The sequence below is a fragment of the Gracilibacillus sp. JCM 18860 genome (assembly GCF_055395245.1).
The window spans coordinates 2,376,245-2,391,309 of the sequence record NZ_AP043868.1 but is presented as its reverse complement, the minus strand read 5'-3'; the positions used below and the strand labels follow the sequence as shown (position 1 = coordinate 2,391,309).

The 15,065-nt window shown below is 38.1% G+C and carries 16 protein-coding genes; 9 read left to right on the top strand and 7 right to left on the bottom strand.

Features of this window, described 5'->3' with window-relative positions; translation table 11 throughout:
• The first annotated feature begins 17 nt into the window (after positions 1-17).
• On the top strand, positions 18-410 hold the full coding sequence (locus tag ACZ5R4_RS12085) for a VOC family protein (protein WP_464367367.1): 393 nt from the start codon (positions 18-20) through the stop codon (positions 408-410).
• Positions 411-643: 233 nt separating this feature from the next.
• On the opposite strand, the gene ACZ5R4_RS12080 is transcribed toward ACZ5R4_RS12085, so the two are convergent.
• On the bottom strand, positions 644-1,300 hold the full coding sequence (locus ACZ5R4_RS12080) for a pyridoxine/pyridoxamine 5'-phosphate oxidase (RefSeq protein ID WP_464367366.1): 657 nt from the start codon (positions 1,298-1,300) through the stop codon (positions 644-646).
• Between the two features lie 134 nt (positions 1,301-1,434).
• On the opposite strand from ACZ5R4_RS12080, the gene ACZ5R4_RS12075 reads away from it, so the two are divergent.
• From ACZ5R4_RS12075 to ACZ5R4_RS12060, 4 genes are all read left to right on the top strand, one after another.
• On the top strand, positions 1,435-2,310 hold the full coding sequence (locus ACZ5R4_RS12075; RefSeq protein ID WP_464367365.1) for a LysR family transcriptional regulator: 876 nt from the start codon (positions 1,435-1,437) through the stop codon (positions 2,308-2,310).
• Positions 2,311-2,612: 302 nt separating this feature from the next.
• Entirely contained in the window at positions 2,613-3,092 is a 480-nt protein-coding gene (locus tag ACZ5R4_RS12070; protein ID WP_464367364.1) for a GyrI-like domain-containing protein, read from the top strand.
• A 369-nt stretch (positions 3,093-3,461) separates the two neighbouring features.
• Positions 3,462-3,890 (top strand): NUDIX hydrolase, encoded by a 429-nt coding sequence (locus ACZ5R4_RS12065; RefSeq protein ID WP_464367363.1) that lies wholly within the window; start codon positions 3,462-3,464, stop codon positions 3,888-3,890.
• 93 nt (positions 3,891-3,983) lie between these two features.
• Entirely contained in the window at positions 3,984-4,523 is a 540-nt protein-coding gene (locus ACZ5R4_RS12060) for a GNAT family N-acetyltransferase (protein ID WP_109983249.1), read from the top strand.
• Positions 4,524-5,161: 638 nt separating this feature from the next.
• Here the strand turns inward: ACZ5R4_RS12060 and ACZ5R4_RS12055 are convergent.
• The 4 genes from ACZ5R4_RS12055 to ACZ5R4_RS12040 form a co-directional block, all read right to left on the bottom strand.
• Positions 5,162-5,563 carry a MarR family transcriptional regulator gene (locus ACZ5R4_RS12055; protein ID WP_054860032.1) on the bottom strand — a complete coding sequence of 134 codons (402 nt, stop codon included), beginning with the start codon at positions 5,561-5,563 and terminating at the stop codon, positions 5,162-5,164.
• 68 nt (positions 5,564-5,631) lie between these two features.
• Entirely contained in the window at positions 5,632-6,399 is a 768-nt protein-coding gene (locus ACZ5R4_RS12050; RefSeq protein WP_464367362.1) for a YibE/F family protein, read from the bottom strand.
• The gene (locus ACZ5R4_RS12045) at positions 6,396-7,487 is read right to left on the bottom strand and encodes a YibE/F family protein (protein WP_464367361.1); all 1,092 of its coding nucleotides are present in this window, start codon (positions 7,485-7,487) and stop codon (positions 6,396-6,398) included. The genes ACZ5R4_RS12050 and ACZ5R4_RS12045 overlap by 4 nt, the downstream gene beginning before the upstream one ends.
• 106 nt (positions 7,488-7,593) lie before the next feature.
• Positions 7,594-8,784 (bottom strand): coenzyme F420-0:L-glutamate ligase, encoded by a 1,191-nt coding sequence (locus tag ACZ5R4_RS12040; RefSeq protein ID WP_054788150.1) that lies wholly within the window; start codon positions 8,782-8,784, stop codon positions 7,594-7,596.
• A 119-nt stretch (positions 8,785-8,903) separates the two neighbouring features.
• Here ACZ5R4_RS12040 and ACZ5R4_RS12035 point away from each other — a divergent pair, with 119 nt between their 5' ends.
• Positions 8,904-9,785 (top strand): LysR family transcriptional regulator, encoded by an 882-nt coding sequence (locus tag ACZ5R4_RS12035; protein ID WP_464367360.1) that lies wholly within the window; start codon positions 8,904-8,906, stop codon positions 9,783-9,785.
• Positions 9,786-10,044: 259 nt separating this feature from the next.
• Here ACZ5R4_RS12035 and ACZ5R4_RS12030 read toward each other — a convergent pair whose 3' ends face one another.
• Positions 10,045-10,641, bottom strand: coding sequence for an esterase/lipase family protein (locus ACZ5R4_RS12030; protein ID WP_277679400.1), 597 nt, complete (start codon positions 10,639-10,641; stop codon positions 10,045-10,047).
• Positions 10,642-10,944: 303 nt separating this feature from the next.
• Here ACZ5R4_RS12030 and ACZ5R4_RS12025 point away from each other — a divergent pair, with 303 nt between their 5' ends.
• The 3 genes from ACZ5R4_RS12025 to ACZ5R4_RS12015 all read left to right on the top strand — a co-directional run bounded on the left by ACZ5R4_RS12025 (position 10,945) and on the right by ACZ5R4_RS12015 (position 14,173).
• A complete protein-coding gene (locus ACZ5R4_RS12025; protein WP_054788149.1) occupies positions 10,945-11,526 on the top strand; it encodes a biotin transporter BioY in 582 nt (193 codons plus the stop codon).
• Positions 11,527-11,619: 93 nt separating this feature from the next.
• Positions 11,620-13,101: an AMP-binding protein gene (locus ACZ5R4_RS12020; RefSeq protein WP_464367359.1), complete on the top strand. Its 1,482-nt coding sequence runs from the start codon at positions 11,620-11,622 to the stop codon at positions 13,099-13,101.
• Entirely contained in the window at positions 13,079-14,173 is a 1,095-nt protein-coding gene (locus ACZ5R4_RS12015) for an acetyl-CoA C-acyltransferase (protein WP_277679402.1), read from the top strand. Before ACZ5R4_RS12020 ends, ACZ5R4_RS12015 begins: the two co-directional genes overlap by 23 nt.
• Before the next feature lie 4 nt (positions 14,174-14,177).
• Here the strand turns inward: ACZ5R4_RS12015 and ACZ5R4_RS12010 are convergent, their stop codons facing one another.
• Positions 14,178-14,960, bottom strand: a complete 783-nt coding sequence (locus ACZ5R4_RS12010; protein WP_464367358.1) for an alpha/beta fold hydrolase — start codon at positions 14,958-14,960, stop codon at positions 14,178-14,180.
• Positions 14,961-15,065: the final 105 nt, after the last annotated feature.

Genomic DNA, 15,065 nt, shown 5'->3' with positions numbered 1-15,065 from the left:
ATTGGGAGGAATTATAAATGGGGAAAATCGTTGGATTTGAAATGAGTAGTCAGCAACCTGAAAAAGCAATAAAATTTTACTCTAAGGTATTTGGATGGGAATTTTCTGAACCAAACTGGGATTATTGGGGTGTATCTACAGATAAAGGCATAACAGACACGGGAATTAACGGTGGAATAAGTAAGGGTCCAAGTGATTATCCACACGGCACACGTATCCAAATAGAAGTTGATTCAATAGATGTTACTATTTCTAAGGCAAAGGAGAATGGTGCTCTAGTAGTTAGAGAAAAAATGGAGTTCAGTGATTTTTTTCTTGCCTATTTAGTTGATCCTACGGGAATTGGTTTTGGGAAAAAAATAGAAGCAGTTCTTCAATCTATTAATAATAAACCGAAGAAGTTATTTTAGAACTTCTATCTATTCAAGTAACGGCTTCCACTACTCTAGTATCCATTAATATTTTTAACTAAAGGCCGCAATCAGTGGAAATAGCTTTTGGGCAATGTTGGATTCTGTGTAGGAAATAACCTACTCTTCCAGTCTTTTATCATGCATAGAGCTAAAATGAATGGACGGAATTAATTGGACAGCCCCTAGTAAGTTGTCATTATAGCTTCCTTAAATTAAAAGGAATTTGTGAGTCAAGGCCACAGCAAACGATGTCCCCAATGTTCATCATTACGCTGATATTGTACCCTAACGTGTTTTCGCTCTGAATCCGCTTGCCAGAATTCAACTTCGTCTGCAGCGACTGAGTACAACTTCCAATTAGCGCTTACTGTATCAGGAGCTCCTTTTACAAGTTTCTTTGTTTTTGATAAAGCATCATCTAAAGTCTGGCGTTTTATTAATTCTTTACTCTGGTATTCGATTAAAGCGACTGCCCTAGCCTCATCCGATCTTTCCAAAAAATCCTTTGCACTCGCATCTGCTGACATTTCAGAAGTTACACCACGTATCCGAACCTGTCTGCCAATTTCCGACCAATAAAAAGTTAAGGCAACATTTGGGTTTCGTTTCAGTTGCTCCCCTTTTCTACTTGTGGCCGATGTTGCAAAATACCATCTATTACGGCTCACATCCTTTAGGATCAATACTCTGGCGTCAGGAGCACCCTTCTCGTTAACAGTGGATAATGTCATCGCATGAGGTTCATGAACCCCTTCCTCAATGGCGATGTTCAACCATTCTATGAATAAGTCTGACGGGTATTCGGGCAAATTTTTTGGATAAAATTTTGGAAAAGGGCCGACTAATGATTTTAAGTCTCTTAATAAATCCTTTGTTATCTTCTTCATCCTACTCCCACCTTTACGAATAGTAGCCTCTTATTCTAAAATAAAGGAAATCATTCAATAAATCTAATATATATTTTTTGTTTAATCATCAATATTATTTATGAATGGAGTGGGTCAAGATGAATCTCCATGCGTTGCGTATATTCACGCAAGTAGCTAAATTCGGTAGTGTTACACGTGCAGCAGAGAGTCTCTTAATTAGTCAGCCTGCTGTGACAGCTCAGCTCCGCAAATTAGAACAGGAATTGGGAATGAAGCTGATTACCTCGAGTGGACGATCCATTCAATTAACGGAGACAGGTGAATTACTTGCTAATCATTCAAAACGCCTCTTCGCTCTGGAGGCAGAAATCGAAACAAAGATGGCTGATTATTCCACTGGAAAACGAGGAAGTTTGCGTATATGTTCAACCCAATTACCTGCAAGCACAGTCCTACCACGTTGGATTGTGAAATTTAAGCAAAAATACCCTTTAGTAGATGTTCAAGTGTATAAAGGAAACACGGATTGGACTTTTGAACGACTACTGGACTATTCTGTAGATGTGGCCTTTGTTTATAGTGAACAGAAGGGAGAAGGGGTTAAATCGCACACTTTACTTGACGATGAGCTTATTTTTATTGTGCCGAGTGAACATCGATTAGCAGGAAAAGAAGTTACACTTGAGGAGCTTATGAACGAACCTTTTATTTTACGTGAAAAAGGAAGTGCTACAAGAAGAAGTGTCATAAATTTGTGTGAAGCAGCTAACCTCGAAATGCCGAAATCCTTTATCCAAATGGAGGGACTGAGAGAATCTGTTGAAGCTGTCAAAGCTGGCTACGGAGCTGCACTAGTTTCTGCACTTGCAGTGGATAATGACCTGTACAACGGTAAGCTTGGAAGAGTTTTTGTTAAAAATCTTTTTATTAAGCATCCGATAAGACTTTGTACGAGAAGTGATGAAGAATATTTAACAACCACCACTAACTTTATTTCACTGATAAAAGATGAACTAGCAAATACCTGATCAATAATTATAGCTGAATCAATTTCTTGTTAGATCATTATATAGGAAAAAGCCTCTATACTAAAAAAAGCCCCTAATACAAGAAATCAAATTAATATTAATAATATTTTATGATAAATAAACTGTGAATGAGGAGACAATTAACCATGAATATACACGCTGCTTTTTACGATAGGGAGGTACTATCGGAAGTGACGTTAGGATGGCATATTCAGAAGAATTTGAACCTATTACAAAACCAATTAAGTGATCATTAAGTGAAATAAAATTGAAGGGGTTGGGAACAGAAAATGGAGATAAGAATGGAGAAAAAAGGCCTTTTTACGATTGCTGGAGTGTCCGTTTCGACCACATTAGAAGATACCAAAACAAATTCGACTATTCCAAAATTAATGAATGATTTTTTTGAAAACAGGGTAAGTGAATTGGCGGGGATAATGTGTGGAAAAGGTGGTTTTGGAATGTTTATTGATCCACCTAATTACAATCCCACAACTGATGAATTTCAATGGATCGCTGGGGTAGAAGTAAATAGTCACGGGGAACTTCCCGAAGATTTTGTACGAAAGACAATACCTGCACATACTTATGCTGTAATTACCTACACGGGTCATGTGGCTGGACTCGGAGAAGCGTACAACCATTTTTATCAAACATGGCTACCAAACTCAAGCTATGAACTAGCAGATTCGTTTGGTTTTGAATATACCGATGAAAGTTTCAAAGGTCCTAATGCCACCGACAATGTTGTTGAACTTTATTTCCCTGTAAAGAAAAAATAAACAAGGGGTTAGGGTTCATTGTATGTGAAGAAGCAATTAGATATAGATCCGTAATGCCATCATATATAAACTTGTACGTGATATTGATTTTTACAATTACTTCTTACACTAAAGCAATAAATTTTAACTGACATAATAGAATGGAGTCACGAGGATGATAGTCGAACTTGGGCTGCAGCTTCATTAAAACATTTTATTGAAGGTTGGATAACCGATAAGATTAGTATTTAGTTGAATTGAAAAAATAGAGTTTGAAAAAAACTATACTTAAGCAAACGAAGTCGAATATTATGTGTCGAATAATATGTTAACGTTATAAGATAATTAGAAAATTATTCAACATTACTGGTTGAAAAAGGAGGGATTTTGTTGGATAAAAGAGAACCAATTATTACACCACCAAAACACATTGTTTCAGCTGCAACAATTGTACTCAATGATGATAAGGAAATTCTATTAATCAAAGGACCCAAGAGGGGATGGGAAATGCCAGGTGGACAAGTGGAGGAAGGCGAGTCTTTAAGAGAGGCTGCAATAAGGGAAACTAAAGAGGAGTCAGGTATTGATATTGCAGATTTAAGGTTTTGTGGAATTTTTCAGAATGTAAAAAAATCGATTTGTAATACATTATTTTTAGCTAAGCCAGTAGGAGGGAAATTAACAACCTCATCAGAAAGTTTGGAAGTTGGATTTTACCCGATTGAACAAGTATTAGAAATGGTGACTGCAGGAAATTTTAGGCAAAGAATTGAATACTGTCTGGATGAAAATAGTCACCCATTCTATAAGGAGTTTTAACATTTCTAGATCCTGATATACAACCAGCCAAAGAACATAGATGATAAGAGGAGCAAGTTCTCCTCTACTTTTTTAGAATGCAAGGAGGCATTTATGGAGATTAAATTAAGATATTTTAAACGATCAGATTTTCAACAATTAATTAATTGGGTGGAGAACCCGCAATTCTTGCTCCAATGGGGAGGTCCTAATTTTAACTTCCCCTTAACGGAACAACAATTGGAGAATTACCTCAAAGATGCAAACAAGGAAAGTTCGCATGCTTTAATTTGTAGTGTGATAAATACGGAAACAGGGTCTGTTATAGGCCATATCTCATTGGGGAACATTGACAGAAACAACAAGTCGGCAAGGGTAGGAAAAGTGTTAGTTGGTGACAAAAATGGAAGAGGTAGAGGAATCGGTGTACGAATGATGAAAGAAATTCTTAGAGTTGCATTTGATGAACTTCATTTACATAGAGTTAGCCTCGGTGTTTTTGATTTTAATACTTCAGCAATCGCTTGCTATGAAAAGGCTGGATTTAAAAAAGAAGGGTTATTAAGAGAAATCAGAAAAATAGGTGACGAGTACTGGAGTTTGTGGGAAATGAGCATTTTAGAAGATGAATGGCAGGTAATGAACAAGGGTTAACACATTTCAAGAAAAATACGAAATGTAATCATGTTGAAAGTCATCAATGCTACTAAAAACTATGTCGAAATTCTCTATTTAGATTTCTAACATGTTATAATAGATTTATTGATAGATCGACTTCATATGAGGGGTGGCGCAACTGTAATACCTTCTTTGAACTATGTTCAAGAAGGGAGGTGACGCCTGTGACAGTTTTCGAAAGCCTAGTGCTTTGCATATCTTTTGCATCACTTGTTGTGGCTATACTGTCGTTTTCACATAAAAAATAACCCCTCATATGCCTGGTAGCTATTAGGGGTTATTTCCACTCTTAATGCGCCGCCCCTCTTATCGGGGTTCGGTCTATTGTAACCGTAGACGTTGGAGCGTCTGCGGTTTTTCATAGTATATGATTTTCTAAATATATTATACCCGATTATAGGGTTTTTAACAAATGTCTTATATACTATGAATAGTGTTCAACGTTTTGTTACTTCATTGACTATCCCTTTAACTTAAACAGTTATATACTTTCTATGGAGGTAATATTAAACACTTATACTAAGCTCACATGTAATGAATCTTTACATACAAGGAACAGAGGTGAAGGAATGCCAGCTACAGCAATAGTATTACTTTTACTACTATACCATTCCTTAAAACACACTACTCAATAAATGATTCACTTCTAACAGCACCTTCTTTATCTCCGCCAATTCCTCTTGAGGAAATTTCAAGAATAGCTCGTGAACCTTTGCTTCACCATCTTCTGTTAGCATCATCTTGACAACGCGTCTATCTTCGTTTTCTCTGACTCGTTGGATGAGCTGAAGCTTTTCTAATTTATCGCAAATAGAAGTAACTGCTCCGGGGGTAACCCCTAAAAACTCTGCAATTTCGAAGGCCTTCATCCCATTATTAATTTTCATTTGGATCAGGAGAATGAGTGGAGTTTGGGCTAGTGATTCACCTTCACATAGCATGTCAGCAAAACGTCGAGATTTCTGTTGGATTGCGAGCATTTCTCTCATGATAACTTCTATATTATTTTCGGGCATTTTATCACAACCTACGTTTTTTCAAGATATGTTAAGTATATAACGAAAACAGCCTACTGCCAATATTGTTACTCCTTTGAATGCTTGAAGGAGACGAGATGATAGGCAGTGATCGCTGCAGCAATAGGAATCACTAATGCTACTCCGATGCCTGCTGTAAGAATCGTGATCATCTCCTCACTAAACACTTTGGAATTGACGATTTCTCCCATGGAGTAGGACAAGTCCTTGAACCAAATAATTAGCCCCATATATCCACCGAAAAAGGCAAAGAACAAGGTGTTACTACTTGTCCCAAGAATATCTCTGCCAATCCGGATTCCCGACATAAAAAGGTCTTTTCTTGTAATATCAGGGTTTTGCTGGTGGATTTCTCGCATTGGCGAAGTGATGGAAATGGCCGTATCGACAATCGCTCCAATGGTACTCATAATAATAACGGAAGTAGCAACCTTAACAAAATCAATTCCGATACGTGATGAAAAAATCGTCAAGGAATCCGATTCCTCTTCGCTAAACCCATAAATCATCGATTTTTCTGTTATGAAAAAAATAAAGGTTAGTAATAACAAGCTTGTTATAATCGTCGCCAGAAAAGCCATTTTTGTTTTACTATTGATCTCATTGATATAGAATAAGCTGATTGCACTAATGATTCCACAGGCAACTAATGTAAGTAAAATAGGGTTCGCATTAGGATCATTCATCATTAGGACAGTTGCAATGACGACGGCAAAGTTTAATAACAATGCGATAAAGGATTTGATCCCTTTTTTCCCACCAACAACCGCCATCAGAATAAATAAAATTGTTGCTAATAGAATTAATACATTCATAGCTTCGCCTGCTTTCTTTTAATAAAGAAAATCGAAATATAAAGCGTAATCGGAATCGTTAATACGATCCCAATCCCTCCAGCTAGCGCGCGAGCTAGTTCCACAGATAGGTTCATGGATAAGGTGAACCCGAGTGGAGATGCATTCTTGAAATACAACAGTAATGCTGGGATGGTTCCACTGACATAGGCAAAGAACAAAATGTTCGTCATCGTGCCCATGATATCTTTTCCAATCTCAAGACCGGATTTTTTTAATATACTTAGCCTAATCTCGTTATTCTTTTCGAATAATTCAAAGATAGAGGAAGACATGGTGATTGCCACATCCATAACTGCCCCTAATGAACCAATTAACAATCCACCCATAAAGATGATTTGCGGGTTTCTTGTGAGAAAAGCCATCTCTTCATAGCGAATACCTTGCTCCTTCGTTACTAATAATGCGACATAGGCAATTAATAGAGAGGCAAAAGTACTAAGCAATGTCGCTATAATCGCGGTATAGGTTTTTTCGTTCAGTCCACTAGCCATGATTAAGGAAAGGACAGTAAAGAGAATAATACTTATTCCACAAATGATCAGTAGGCTATTATCAGAATTGCGGATATAAATATCTAGTGCTACCGATAAAATAACGGCATTCACTGCAAGGCTGACAACAGATAATGCACCTTGCTTTTTACCGACAAGGAGCAGGATGATAATGAATAGCCATGCAACTAATACGAGATATTTATCCCTTTTTATGTCACCAACAGAGCTACCATCCTTTGCTAGAAAAAACTCCGTTCCTTCTTTTAGTTGGAAATGGGTGGCCTGTGATCCCGAATATTGATTTTCTAGCTCTATCGTCTTCCCTTTATCTTCCCCGTTTTGGATAACCGCCGTAATTTTTTGGGTAACGAGATAGTCTTTATTTTCATAGTTGTCGGTTATTTCTATACGGTCTGTCTCGATTGTTTCGGTTACTTTAAGTATCGTCCGTTCATAGAAATCATGGTTATGATAGACGAATACCATGGAACCAATAAAGCCAAAGAAGACAAGTAAATAGAGAAGGTATTTCTTCTGGAAGCCTTTATTCATAACATTCAACTCCAACACTTAGATTCTATTATGATATCATGATTCGCTTCTTGGCTAAAACGAAAAGAGATCCCTCTTCTTACGAGGCATCTCTTTTTACTAGCATTTATTTTGTATAATTATCAAAATATCCTTGAATATAAACGATTGGCGTTCCTTTGTCCCCACTACCTGAGGTCAAATCGGATAACGAACCAATCAAATCTGTTAATTTCCTAGGAGTAGTGCCCTGTGCTTCCATCGCGCCTACGAGATCTTCATTCTTGTTCTCGATATATTCTGAGATAGCTTGCTTTAACGCATCTCCCTTAAGGTCTGCGAAGTTGTTGTCCGCAAGGTATTTTAGCTTGACTTCATTTGGTGTCCCGTCTAATCCTTTAGTGTATGCTGGTGATACAACCGGATCAGCAAGCTCCCAAATTTTACCGACAGGATCCTTGAATGCCCCATCGCCGTATACCATGACCTCGATCGTTTTCCCTGTTTCATTTTTGATTTTGGCTTGAATGCCATCTACTATAGGCTGACAGTTATTCGGAAATAGTTTCACACTTTCCTCTGTTGCTTTATTGGAGCCTAAGAGGCCATACTCTGTATTAAAGCCACTGCCATTAATCGATTTTGCAAGGATATCATCAAGACCATATACGTTCTGTGCACCATTATCTGTTAGAATGCGTTTTGTTCGAGAGCGTGAGTGGATATCACAGGTTAATACGTTCTTCGTATAGTCTAGGATTGTTTTCGGATTGTTGGAGAAAATTACTTTACATGTTGCTTTTTCGGCTTCGATTAGGCTTTTGTAATAGTCAATATAATCAACACCAGTAAATGGATGCTTCTTATGACCAAAGTGTTTGCGAAATTCTTCTTCTGTTAAGACGTCAGTCCATGGGTTAATTCCTTTTTCATCTAATTCATCGAGGTCTACAAGATGGTTACCTACTTCATCAGATGGGTAGCTCAGCATCAAGACAACATTTTTAGCTCCTCTTGCAATGCCTCTTAAGCAATTCGCAAATCGATTACGACTAAGAATAGGAAAAATAACCCCAACGGTTTCCTCTTGGAATTTTTCTCTGACATCTGTTGCGATATCGTCAATTGTCGCATAGTTCCCTTGCGCACGAGCTACGATAGACTCTGTGATTGTTACAATGTCTCGATTTTCTATCGAGATCCCTTCAGCTTCTGCGGAATGTAATACGGTATTCACGACAATATCCTCGATGTTATCTCCTTTATGAATAATGGGTCCACGAAGACCACGTACAACTGTTCCAAGTGTTCTTTCCAATCTAATCTCTCCTCTAAGTGTTCAAATATTTTCTATTTGTTCATCCCTATGCTACTATACCTTGTGAAGCGATATTAGTAAAATTAAGATTAATAATAGATGGTATAAGGAGAAGTTATATGATTGGCAAATTGGATTTATATCGTATTTTTCATGTGGTAAGTCGTAACAAAAGCTTTTCTAAAGCAGCAGAGGAACTATATATGACACAGTCTGCCGTTAGTCAGTCGATTTCAAAGCTCGAAAAGGAATTAGATATAAAGCTGTTTAACAGAACGTCTAAGGGTGTAGTCTTAACGAGTGAAGGAGAGCTGTTACATGACCATGTGGACTCAGCGTTATCAATGATTCATGTCGCTGAGGATAAGATGCTAGAATTTAAAACATTGAAAACAGGGGAGCTACGGATTGGAGTGGGAGATACGATTTCTCGTTATTTTTTACTGCCCTATTTGGAGGATTTCCATGCAAGGTATCCAGGCATTAAATTAAATATCATTAATGGTACGACAACAGAGATTTGTAGCTTTATTAAATCAGGTAAGGCAGATGTTGGCATTTGTAATTTGCCAATCCAGGATGAGCAGCTTCAAGTGATGCCATGTAAGGGGATTCAGGATATCTTCGTTTGTGGAGAGAAATACAAAAAAATTACGGAAAAACCAATTAGCTTAGAGTTTTTAATGAGATTGCCTTTAATCTTTTTAGAGAAGAAGTCCAATTCGCGTATGTATATCGAGCATTTTTTTGAAAAAAGGGGTTATCAGGTATCCCCTGTATTTGAACTAGGGTCCTATGATCTCGTCTTGGAATTCACTAAAATTAACCTCGGCATTTCCTGTGTCATTAAGGAATTTTCCAATGATTATTTAGAAAGAGGCGATCTGTATGAGGTGATGCTGGAGGAGCAAATCCCGAAAAGGAGTATTGGTATTTGCTATTTAAAGAATGTCCCCTTATCACGTGCGGCGAGGAAGTTTGTGGAGAGTGTTAATCGTTAAAGGAAGTGGCTGGGACAAAAGAGTAATAAATTAGGGAAAATTCGAACATTGAGATTTCTGCACTATAACCACCACCGTCAAAATACTCCGCTTTCCGTGCGCACGGCGATCTGCTAACTTTGCAAAGAAAACCACTTTACAAAGTGGATCTTCAGCTCGTGCTGTTCCTACTGGAGTCTCCGTATTATGACTACGCTAGGTCAGAATATTGTTCGGATTGTCATTCTATCTATTTAGTTTTGTCCCACTGTCTTTTCGTTTACTCCCCCAACGCCGCCTTCAAATGCTGATTAACCTGATAACTATTTAATAATCCAATATGAGAGACGCCATAAACCGCAATATTCTCTGCTCCTGATAGAATAGAAAGATATGGTCGAACAATTAAATCATTGGTGGAATAGATCGATGTAGTGTCAATCCCGCTCGGGGCAAAGCTTGTTGTGAGTCGATTTGCACCACCTAATGTGACTAGCTTGTCTACCTTGGAGTCGCCACCTTTATGTAAGATGTAATATAAACTGTTGGCTCCTCCCATGCTATGACCGACTAAGTTAACCTTATCACTACCTGTTTCATTTCGAACATTATCAACAAAATTTCTAATGGCAGCGGAATTAAGTTCTTGATTTCCTTGCTTGCTTGGAAGGTCAATGCCATAAAGGTTATCACTATCCCAGCCTTGTGTTCTTAAATAGCGTTTGATAAGGGCAAAATTCGTATCGGAACCACCTAAGCCATGAACGAATACAACCGGGGTATCTGTTGCGGCTTCGACTTTAGAAGCTTGTCCAAATGTCGAAATGGTAAGGATAAATGCAATACTAACGAATAATACAGATAAAAATTTTTTCATCATTTTCTCCTCCTATAAAATGAAATTTCGATCCATTTTTGCTCATTCAAACTGATTGTTTTCTTATTACAATTACCCCCTTCATTACCAAAAATAACCTATAAATCTATCATAATAAGAAGTGGAACAAAATGTCAAAGAATAGTAGAAAAATGATGAATGAAGCCTAGCTAATTAGTAAAATAGCCCTTATAAAAACAGAAGTAATATGTCAACCTTTTATAACAAAAGGTTGACATATTTAACTTGATTGCTTAAGATAAAACCGAAAAGAATACATCAGAATAGTTAGGAGATTAACAAGTGAAAATTAAAGAAATTACCTTAGTAGCAGTGTTTGCTGCCGTAATGGGAGCTATGGGGCTAGTTCCGCCGATTACACTCTCTTTCACACCCGTTCCGATTACCTTACAAACACTAGGTGTCCTACTTTCAGGAGGAATATTAGGTGCTAGATTAGGAGCGATGAGCCAGCTGGTCTTTTTATGCATGGTAGCTGTAGGAATGCCACTACTATCTGGAGGACGAGGGGGACTAAGTGTATTTGCCGGGCCAAGTGTTGGTTATATCCTTTCATGGCCAATTACAGCTTGGTGTATTGGATATCTATTATCACACTTTCGAACGATGAAATTACAATATGTGCTATGGATCAATCTCACAGTGGGGATTCTTCTCATCTACTTAGTAGGAACTCCGATTCAAGCATACATGATGGACATACCTGTATTAAAGGCAGTAAATCTAAGCTTAGTATTTATACCGGGAGATGTGATAAAAGCCATTTTTGCTTCCGTTTTGGTATACAGACTAAGAAAACATCCAGCACTATCTCACTTTGCTCAAAAAGCTAACACAGGTTTCCAATCGAAGAAGGCACTCTGATGTTAAAGTATGTTAGGCTAGTTTTAGAATAAAGAAAGACATAGTAGTAAAATAAAATATGTGAATTCGATTTTTTTTAGTAGGTGATCCGTTATGGGAAATATTACAGCAACTTATTCAACTTTCGCCACATTAACTCCAGAAAAAGTTGCGATACATACGAAAAATCAACAGATCCGTTATCAAAAATGGGATGTAATGGTCAATCAAACAGCAAACTGGCTAAACTCCTTACCAACAGTTAATAAAACGCTAGGAATTCTCCTTCCAAACGGAATTCCATTTCTACAATTATTCGCAGGAGCAGCTAGAGCAGGATGGGTTGTCGTTCCTTATGATAGGAAATGGAATCTGAGGGAATTAGATAATAAAGTGAAGCTTTCTAGACCTTCTGTTATAGTGACAACGAAAGAGGAATACGCGCAGTCAAATCATATGAAAGCTAATGTAAGAATAGTGGATGAAATTTTACAGGAAATTTCTCTATTTAGCTCGGAATTTCACGAAGTAGAAGGAAATCCTCTTTTTTATATTGGTTTTACTTCTGGTACAACTGGGAATCCAAAAGCATTTGTTCGTGCCCATGATTCATGGGTGGCAAGCTTTGATTGTTCTCGCTTTGATTTCGAGTTAGAAGATACAGACAACGTGCTTATTCCTGGTTCTTTTATCCATTCTCATTTTTTATATGGAGCAATCAGTACATTGTATTTAGGTGGAACCGTTTATTTGTTAGAAAAATTTACACCGACTGAGGGAATGTTATGGCTAGAAACACACCCGATTACAGCCTTGTATGTGGTTCCGACAATGGTTGATGCCTTCTTAAAAGTAGGAATTCCCATAGATAAACCTCTAAAAGTCATTTCATCTGGTGCGAAGTGGTCGGAAAAATCGAAGAAGGCTATTCGTCAGCTTCTAATGGATGTGAAGATATATGAGTTCTATGGAGCTGGAGAGATGAGCTTTGTTACGGTTCTTGCTGATAGAGATGGGAGACGGAAGGTAGGAACTGTTGGCAGACCTTGCCGTGGTGTGGAGGTACAAATAAGACGTTCCAATCAAGAATTAGCACAACCAAATGAGACTGGAAAAATATATGTCAAAAGTAAACTGCTAATCGACGGATATTTTGAACAACCAGAAGGACCTATTCACACCATTCAAGATGAACAAGGATGGGCAACTGTTGATGATATCGGGTATTTTGACGAGGATGGCTTTCTATATATTGCTGGGCGGGAGCATAATATGATTTTATATGGAAGTATCAATATTTTCCCGGAAGAAATAGAAAAAGTGCTATCCTTGCATCCAGATGTAGAGGAGGTTGCGGTGATGGGAATAGCTAATGATTACTGGGGTCAGATGGTTGCTGCTGTAGTGAAAGGAAAGAGCAGCTCGCTTGAATTAAAAAGATTTTGTAAGAAGCATTTATCCTCTTACAAAATCCCGCGTAAGTGGTTTTTTCGATCCGAAATGCCGTATACCACCAGTGGTAAAATCGCTCGTGCGAAATTGAGGAAACAAATAGAAAGCGAGTTGACCTGTAATGAATCGAGCGGTAATCGTTAATGCGAAACGAACTCCTATCGGAAAAAAGGGAGGGCTTTTGCAAAGTGTGGAGCCTCATGAACTTGTTGCTCCTATTCTCCAACATTTATCAAGTGGCATAGAAGGAAAGATCGATGATGTTATTTTAGGAAATGTGGTTGGACCAGGAGGAAATGTAGCTAGGCTTGCAGCACTGGAAGCAGAACTTCCGCTCACTATACCTGGTGTCACCATTGATCGCCAATGTAGTGCAGGACTAGAAGCGATTCGTATGGCAAGTTATTTTGTTCAGGGTGGTGCTGGCCAATGTTATATCGCTGGGGGTGTGGAAAGTACGAGTACTTCTCCATTTCCATCTAGGGCAAGATTTTCACCTGACAAAATAGGTGATCCCGAAATGGGGATTGCGGCAGAATATGTCGCAGAGAAATATTCTGTTTCTAAAAAGCTTCAGGATGAGTATGCCTTATTAAGCTATAACCGTAGCTGGGAGGCCTTTGAACAAGGGTATTTAAAAGACGAGTTACTTCCAATTGAAGGAAAAAGTCAAGATGAGGAGCTTTTGAAGAAAAGAAAAATGAAGGTTCTTCTCCAAAGGGCACAACCGATATTCAAAAAGAATGGAACAGTGACAGTAGCCAATAGCTGTGGAATCCATGATGGGGCTTCCGCTGTACTGGTCATGGAGGAGACCATGGCATTAAACCATGGCTTCCAACCTATTTTTCGATTTGTAGATAGTGAGGTAACTAGTATTGATCCTCATTATCCGGGTGCAGCTCCAATCCCAGCCATTCAAACCTTATTAGCTCGGAATGGGTTAACGATTGCGGAGATAGATTTGATCGAGATAAATGAAGCTTTTTCTTCTAAGATAGTTGCTTGTGCTAAAGAGCTTTCCATTCCTTATGAAAAGCTAAATGTGCTCGGTGGTGCGTTAACATTAGGACATCCTTATGGTGCCTCGGGAAGTATGATGATTACAAGACTTTTTTACGAGGTGCAGAGAAGAGCGGATATTCAATATGTGTTAGCAGCCATGGGAAGTGGTGGTGGTATCGGTAGTGCTATTTTATTCAAAGTAGTAGCTTGAATTTTCACGAAAGAATTTCTAGCAATAGATGATTAAACTTGTCACGCTCCTCCCAGAAGCCACCATGTCCACTATAATAGAACGGAATAAGCTGGGAATGTTTTATTTTCTCGTGAAGCTCCTGTGCTTGTGTAAAAGGAATCACTTGATCATGTACACCATGAATAATGATAGTAGGGGTATTTATGGCCGAAAGATCAGCGGCAACGTTTTCGTCTCTCAATAAAATAATGACAGATGCAGTAGACCAGCTCGCTGCCTGTAATCCTAATTGTTTAAACCATTCAGCAAAAGAATGGGTGATATATTGAAAGAAGAATTCATTCGTTATCCCTTGTAGCATGTTTGGACGATCATTGTATGTCTCCTTGAGAAGTTTGTCTGCAGTTTCAGCGGTAAAGCCTGTTGGAGCTGCTGCATCTACAAGGATGAGGTTAGATACACCCTTGCCATTATACCTAGACATATATCTAATTGCTATTGCTCCACCAGTAGAATGCCCAACAAGTACGAAATCATCGAGTTGAAGAGCATCTATTACCATGCGAATATCATCAGCAAGACGATTATAAGTATAGCCACTAATAGGCTTATCTGATTTTCCAAATCCCCTCCAATCAATTCCGATACAGCGATAACCCATGGCAGGCAGCACATTATATTGATATTCAAACTGTTTATGATTTAATGGCCAACCATGGATAAATACAATGGTTTTCCTACCATTTGGATTTATATCCTCGACATATAAATTTACCCCTTGTTCGACAGGAATATAGTAACCCATGAAAATTCCTCCCCTTAGTTAATCACCTTAGAATATTCAATAAGGTAGACATAGGTGAATATCTACTTTTAGCATTCAGAACATAAAGCACAATCTATCCTCTAA

Bases quoted from the DNA above. Each gene is read 5' to 3' on its own strand.
- ACZ5R4_RS12085 (WP_464367367.1), top strand. From the start codon at position 18: ATGGGGAAAATCGTTGGATTTGAAATGAGTAGTCAGCAACCTGAAAAA.
- ACZ5R4_RS12080 (WP_464367366.1), bottom strand. From the start codon at position 1,300: ATGAAGAAGATAACAAAGGATTTATTAAGAGACTTAAAATCATTAGTC.
- ACZ5R4_RS12070 (WP_464367364.1), top strand. From the start codon at position 2,613: ATGGAGAAAAAAGGCCTTTTTACGATTGCTGGAGTGTCCGTTTCGACC.
- ACZ5R4_RS12060 (WP_109983249.1), top strand. From the start codon at position 3,984: ATGGAGATTAAATTAAGATATTTTAAACGATCAGATTTTCAACAATTA.
- ACZ5R4_RS12055 (WP_054860032.1), bottom strand. From the start codon at position 5,563: ATGCCCGAAAATAATATAGAAGTTATCATGAGAGAAATGCTCGCAATC.
- ACZ5R4_RS12050 (WP_464367362.1), bottom strand. From the start codon at position 6,399: ATGAATGTATTAATTCTATTAGCAACAATTTTATTTATTCTGATGGCG.
- ACZ5R4_RS12045 (WP_464367361.1), bottom strand. From the start codon at position 7,487: ATGAATAAAGGCTTCCAGAAGAAATACCTTCTCTATTTACTTGTCTTC.
- ACZ5R4_RS12035 (WP_464367360.1), top strand. From the start codon at position 8,904: ATGATTGGCAAATTGGATTTATATCGTATTTTTCATGTGGTAAGTCGT.
- ACZ5R4_RS12030 (WP_277679400.1), bottom strand. From the start codon at position 10,641: ATGAAAAAATTTTTATCTGTATTATTCGTTAGTATTGCATTTATCCTT.
- ACZ5R4_RS12020 (WP_464367359.1), top strand. From the start codon at position 11,620: ATGGGAAATATTACAGCAACTTATTCAACTTTCGCCACATTAACTCCA.
- ACZ5R4_RS12015 (WP_277679402.1), top strand. From the start codon at position 13,079: ATGAATCGAGCGGTAATCGTTAATGCGAAACGAACTCCTATCGGAAAA.
- ACZ5R4_RS12010 (WP_464367358.1), bottom strand. From the start codon at position 14,960: ATGGGTTACTATATTCCTGTCGAACAAGGGGTAAATTTATATGTCGAG.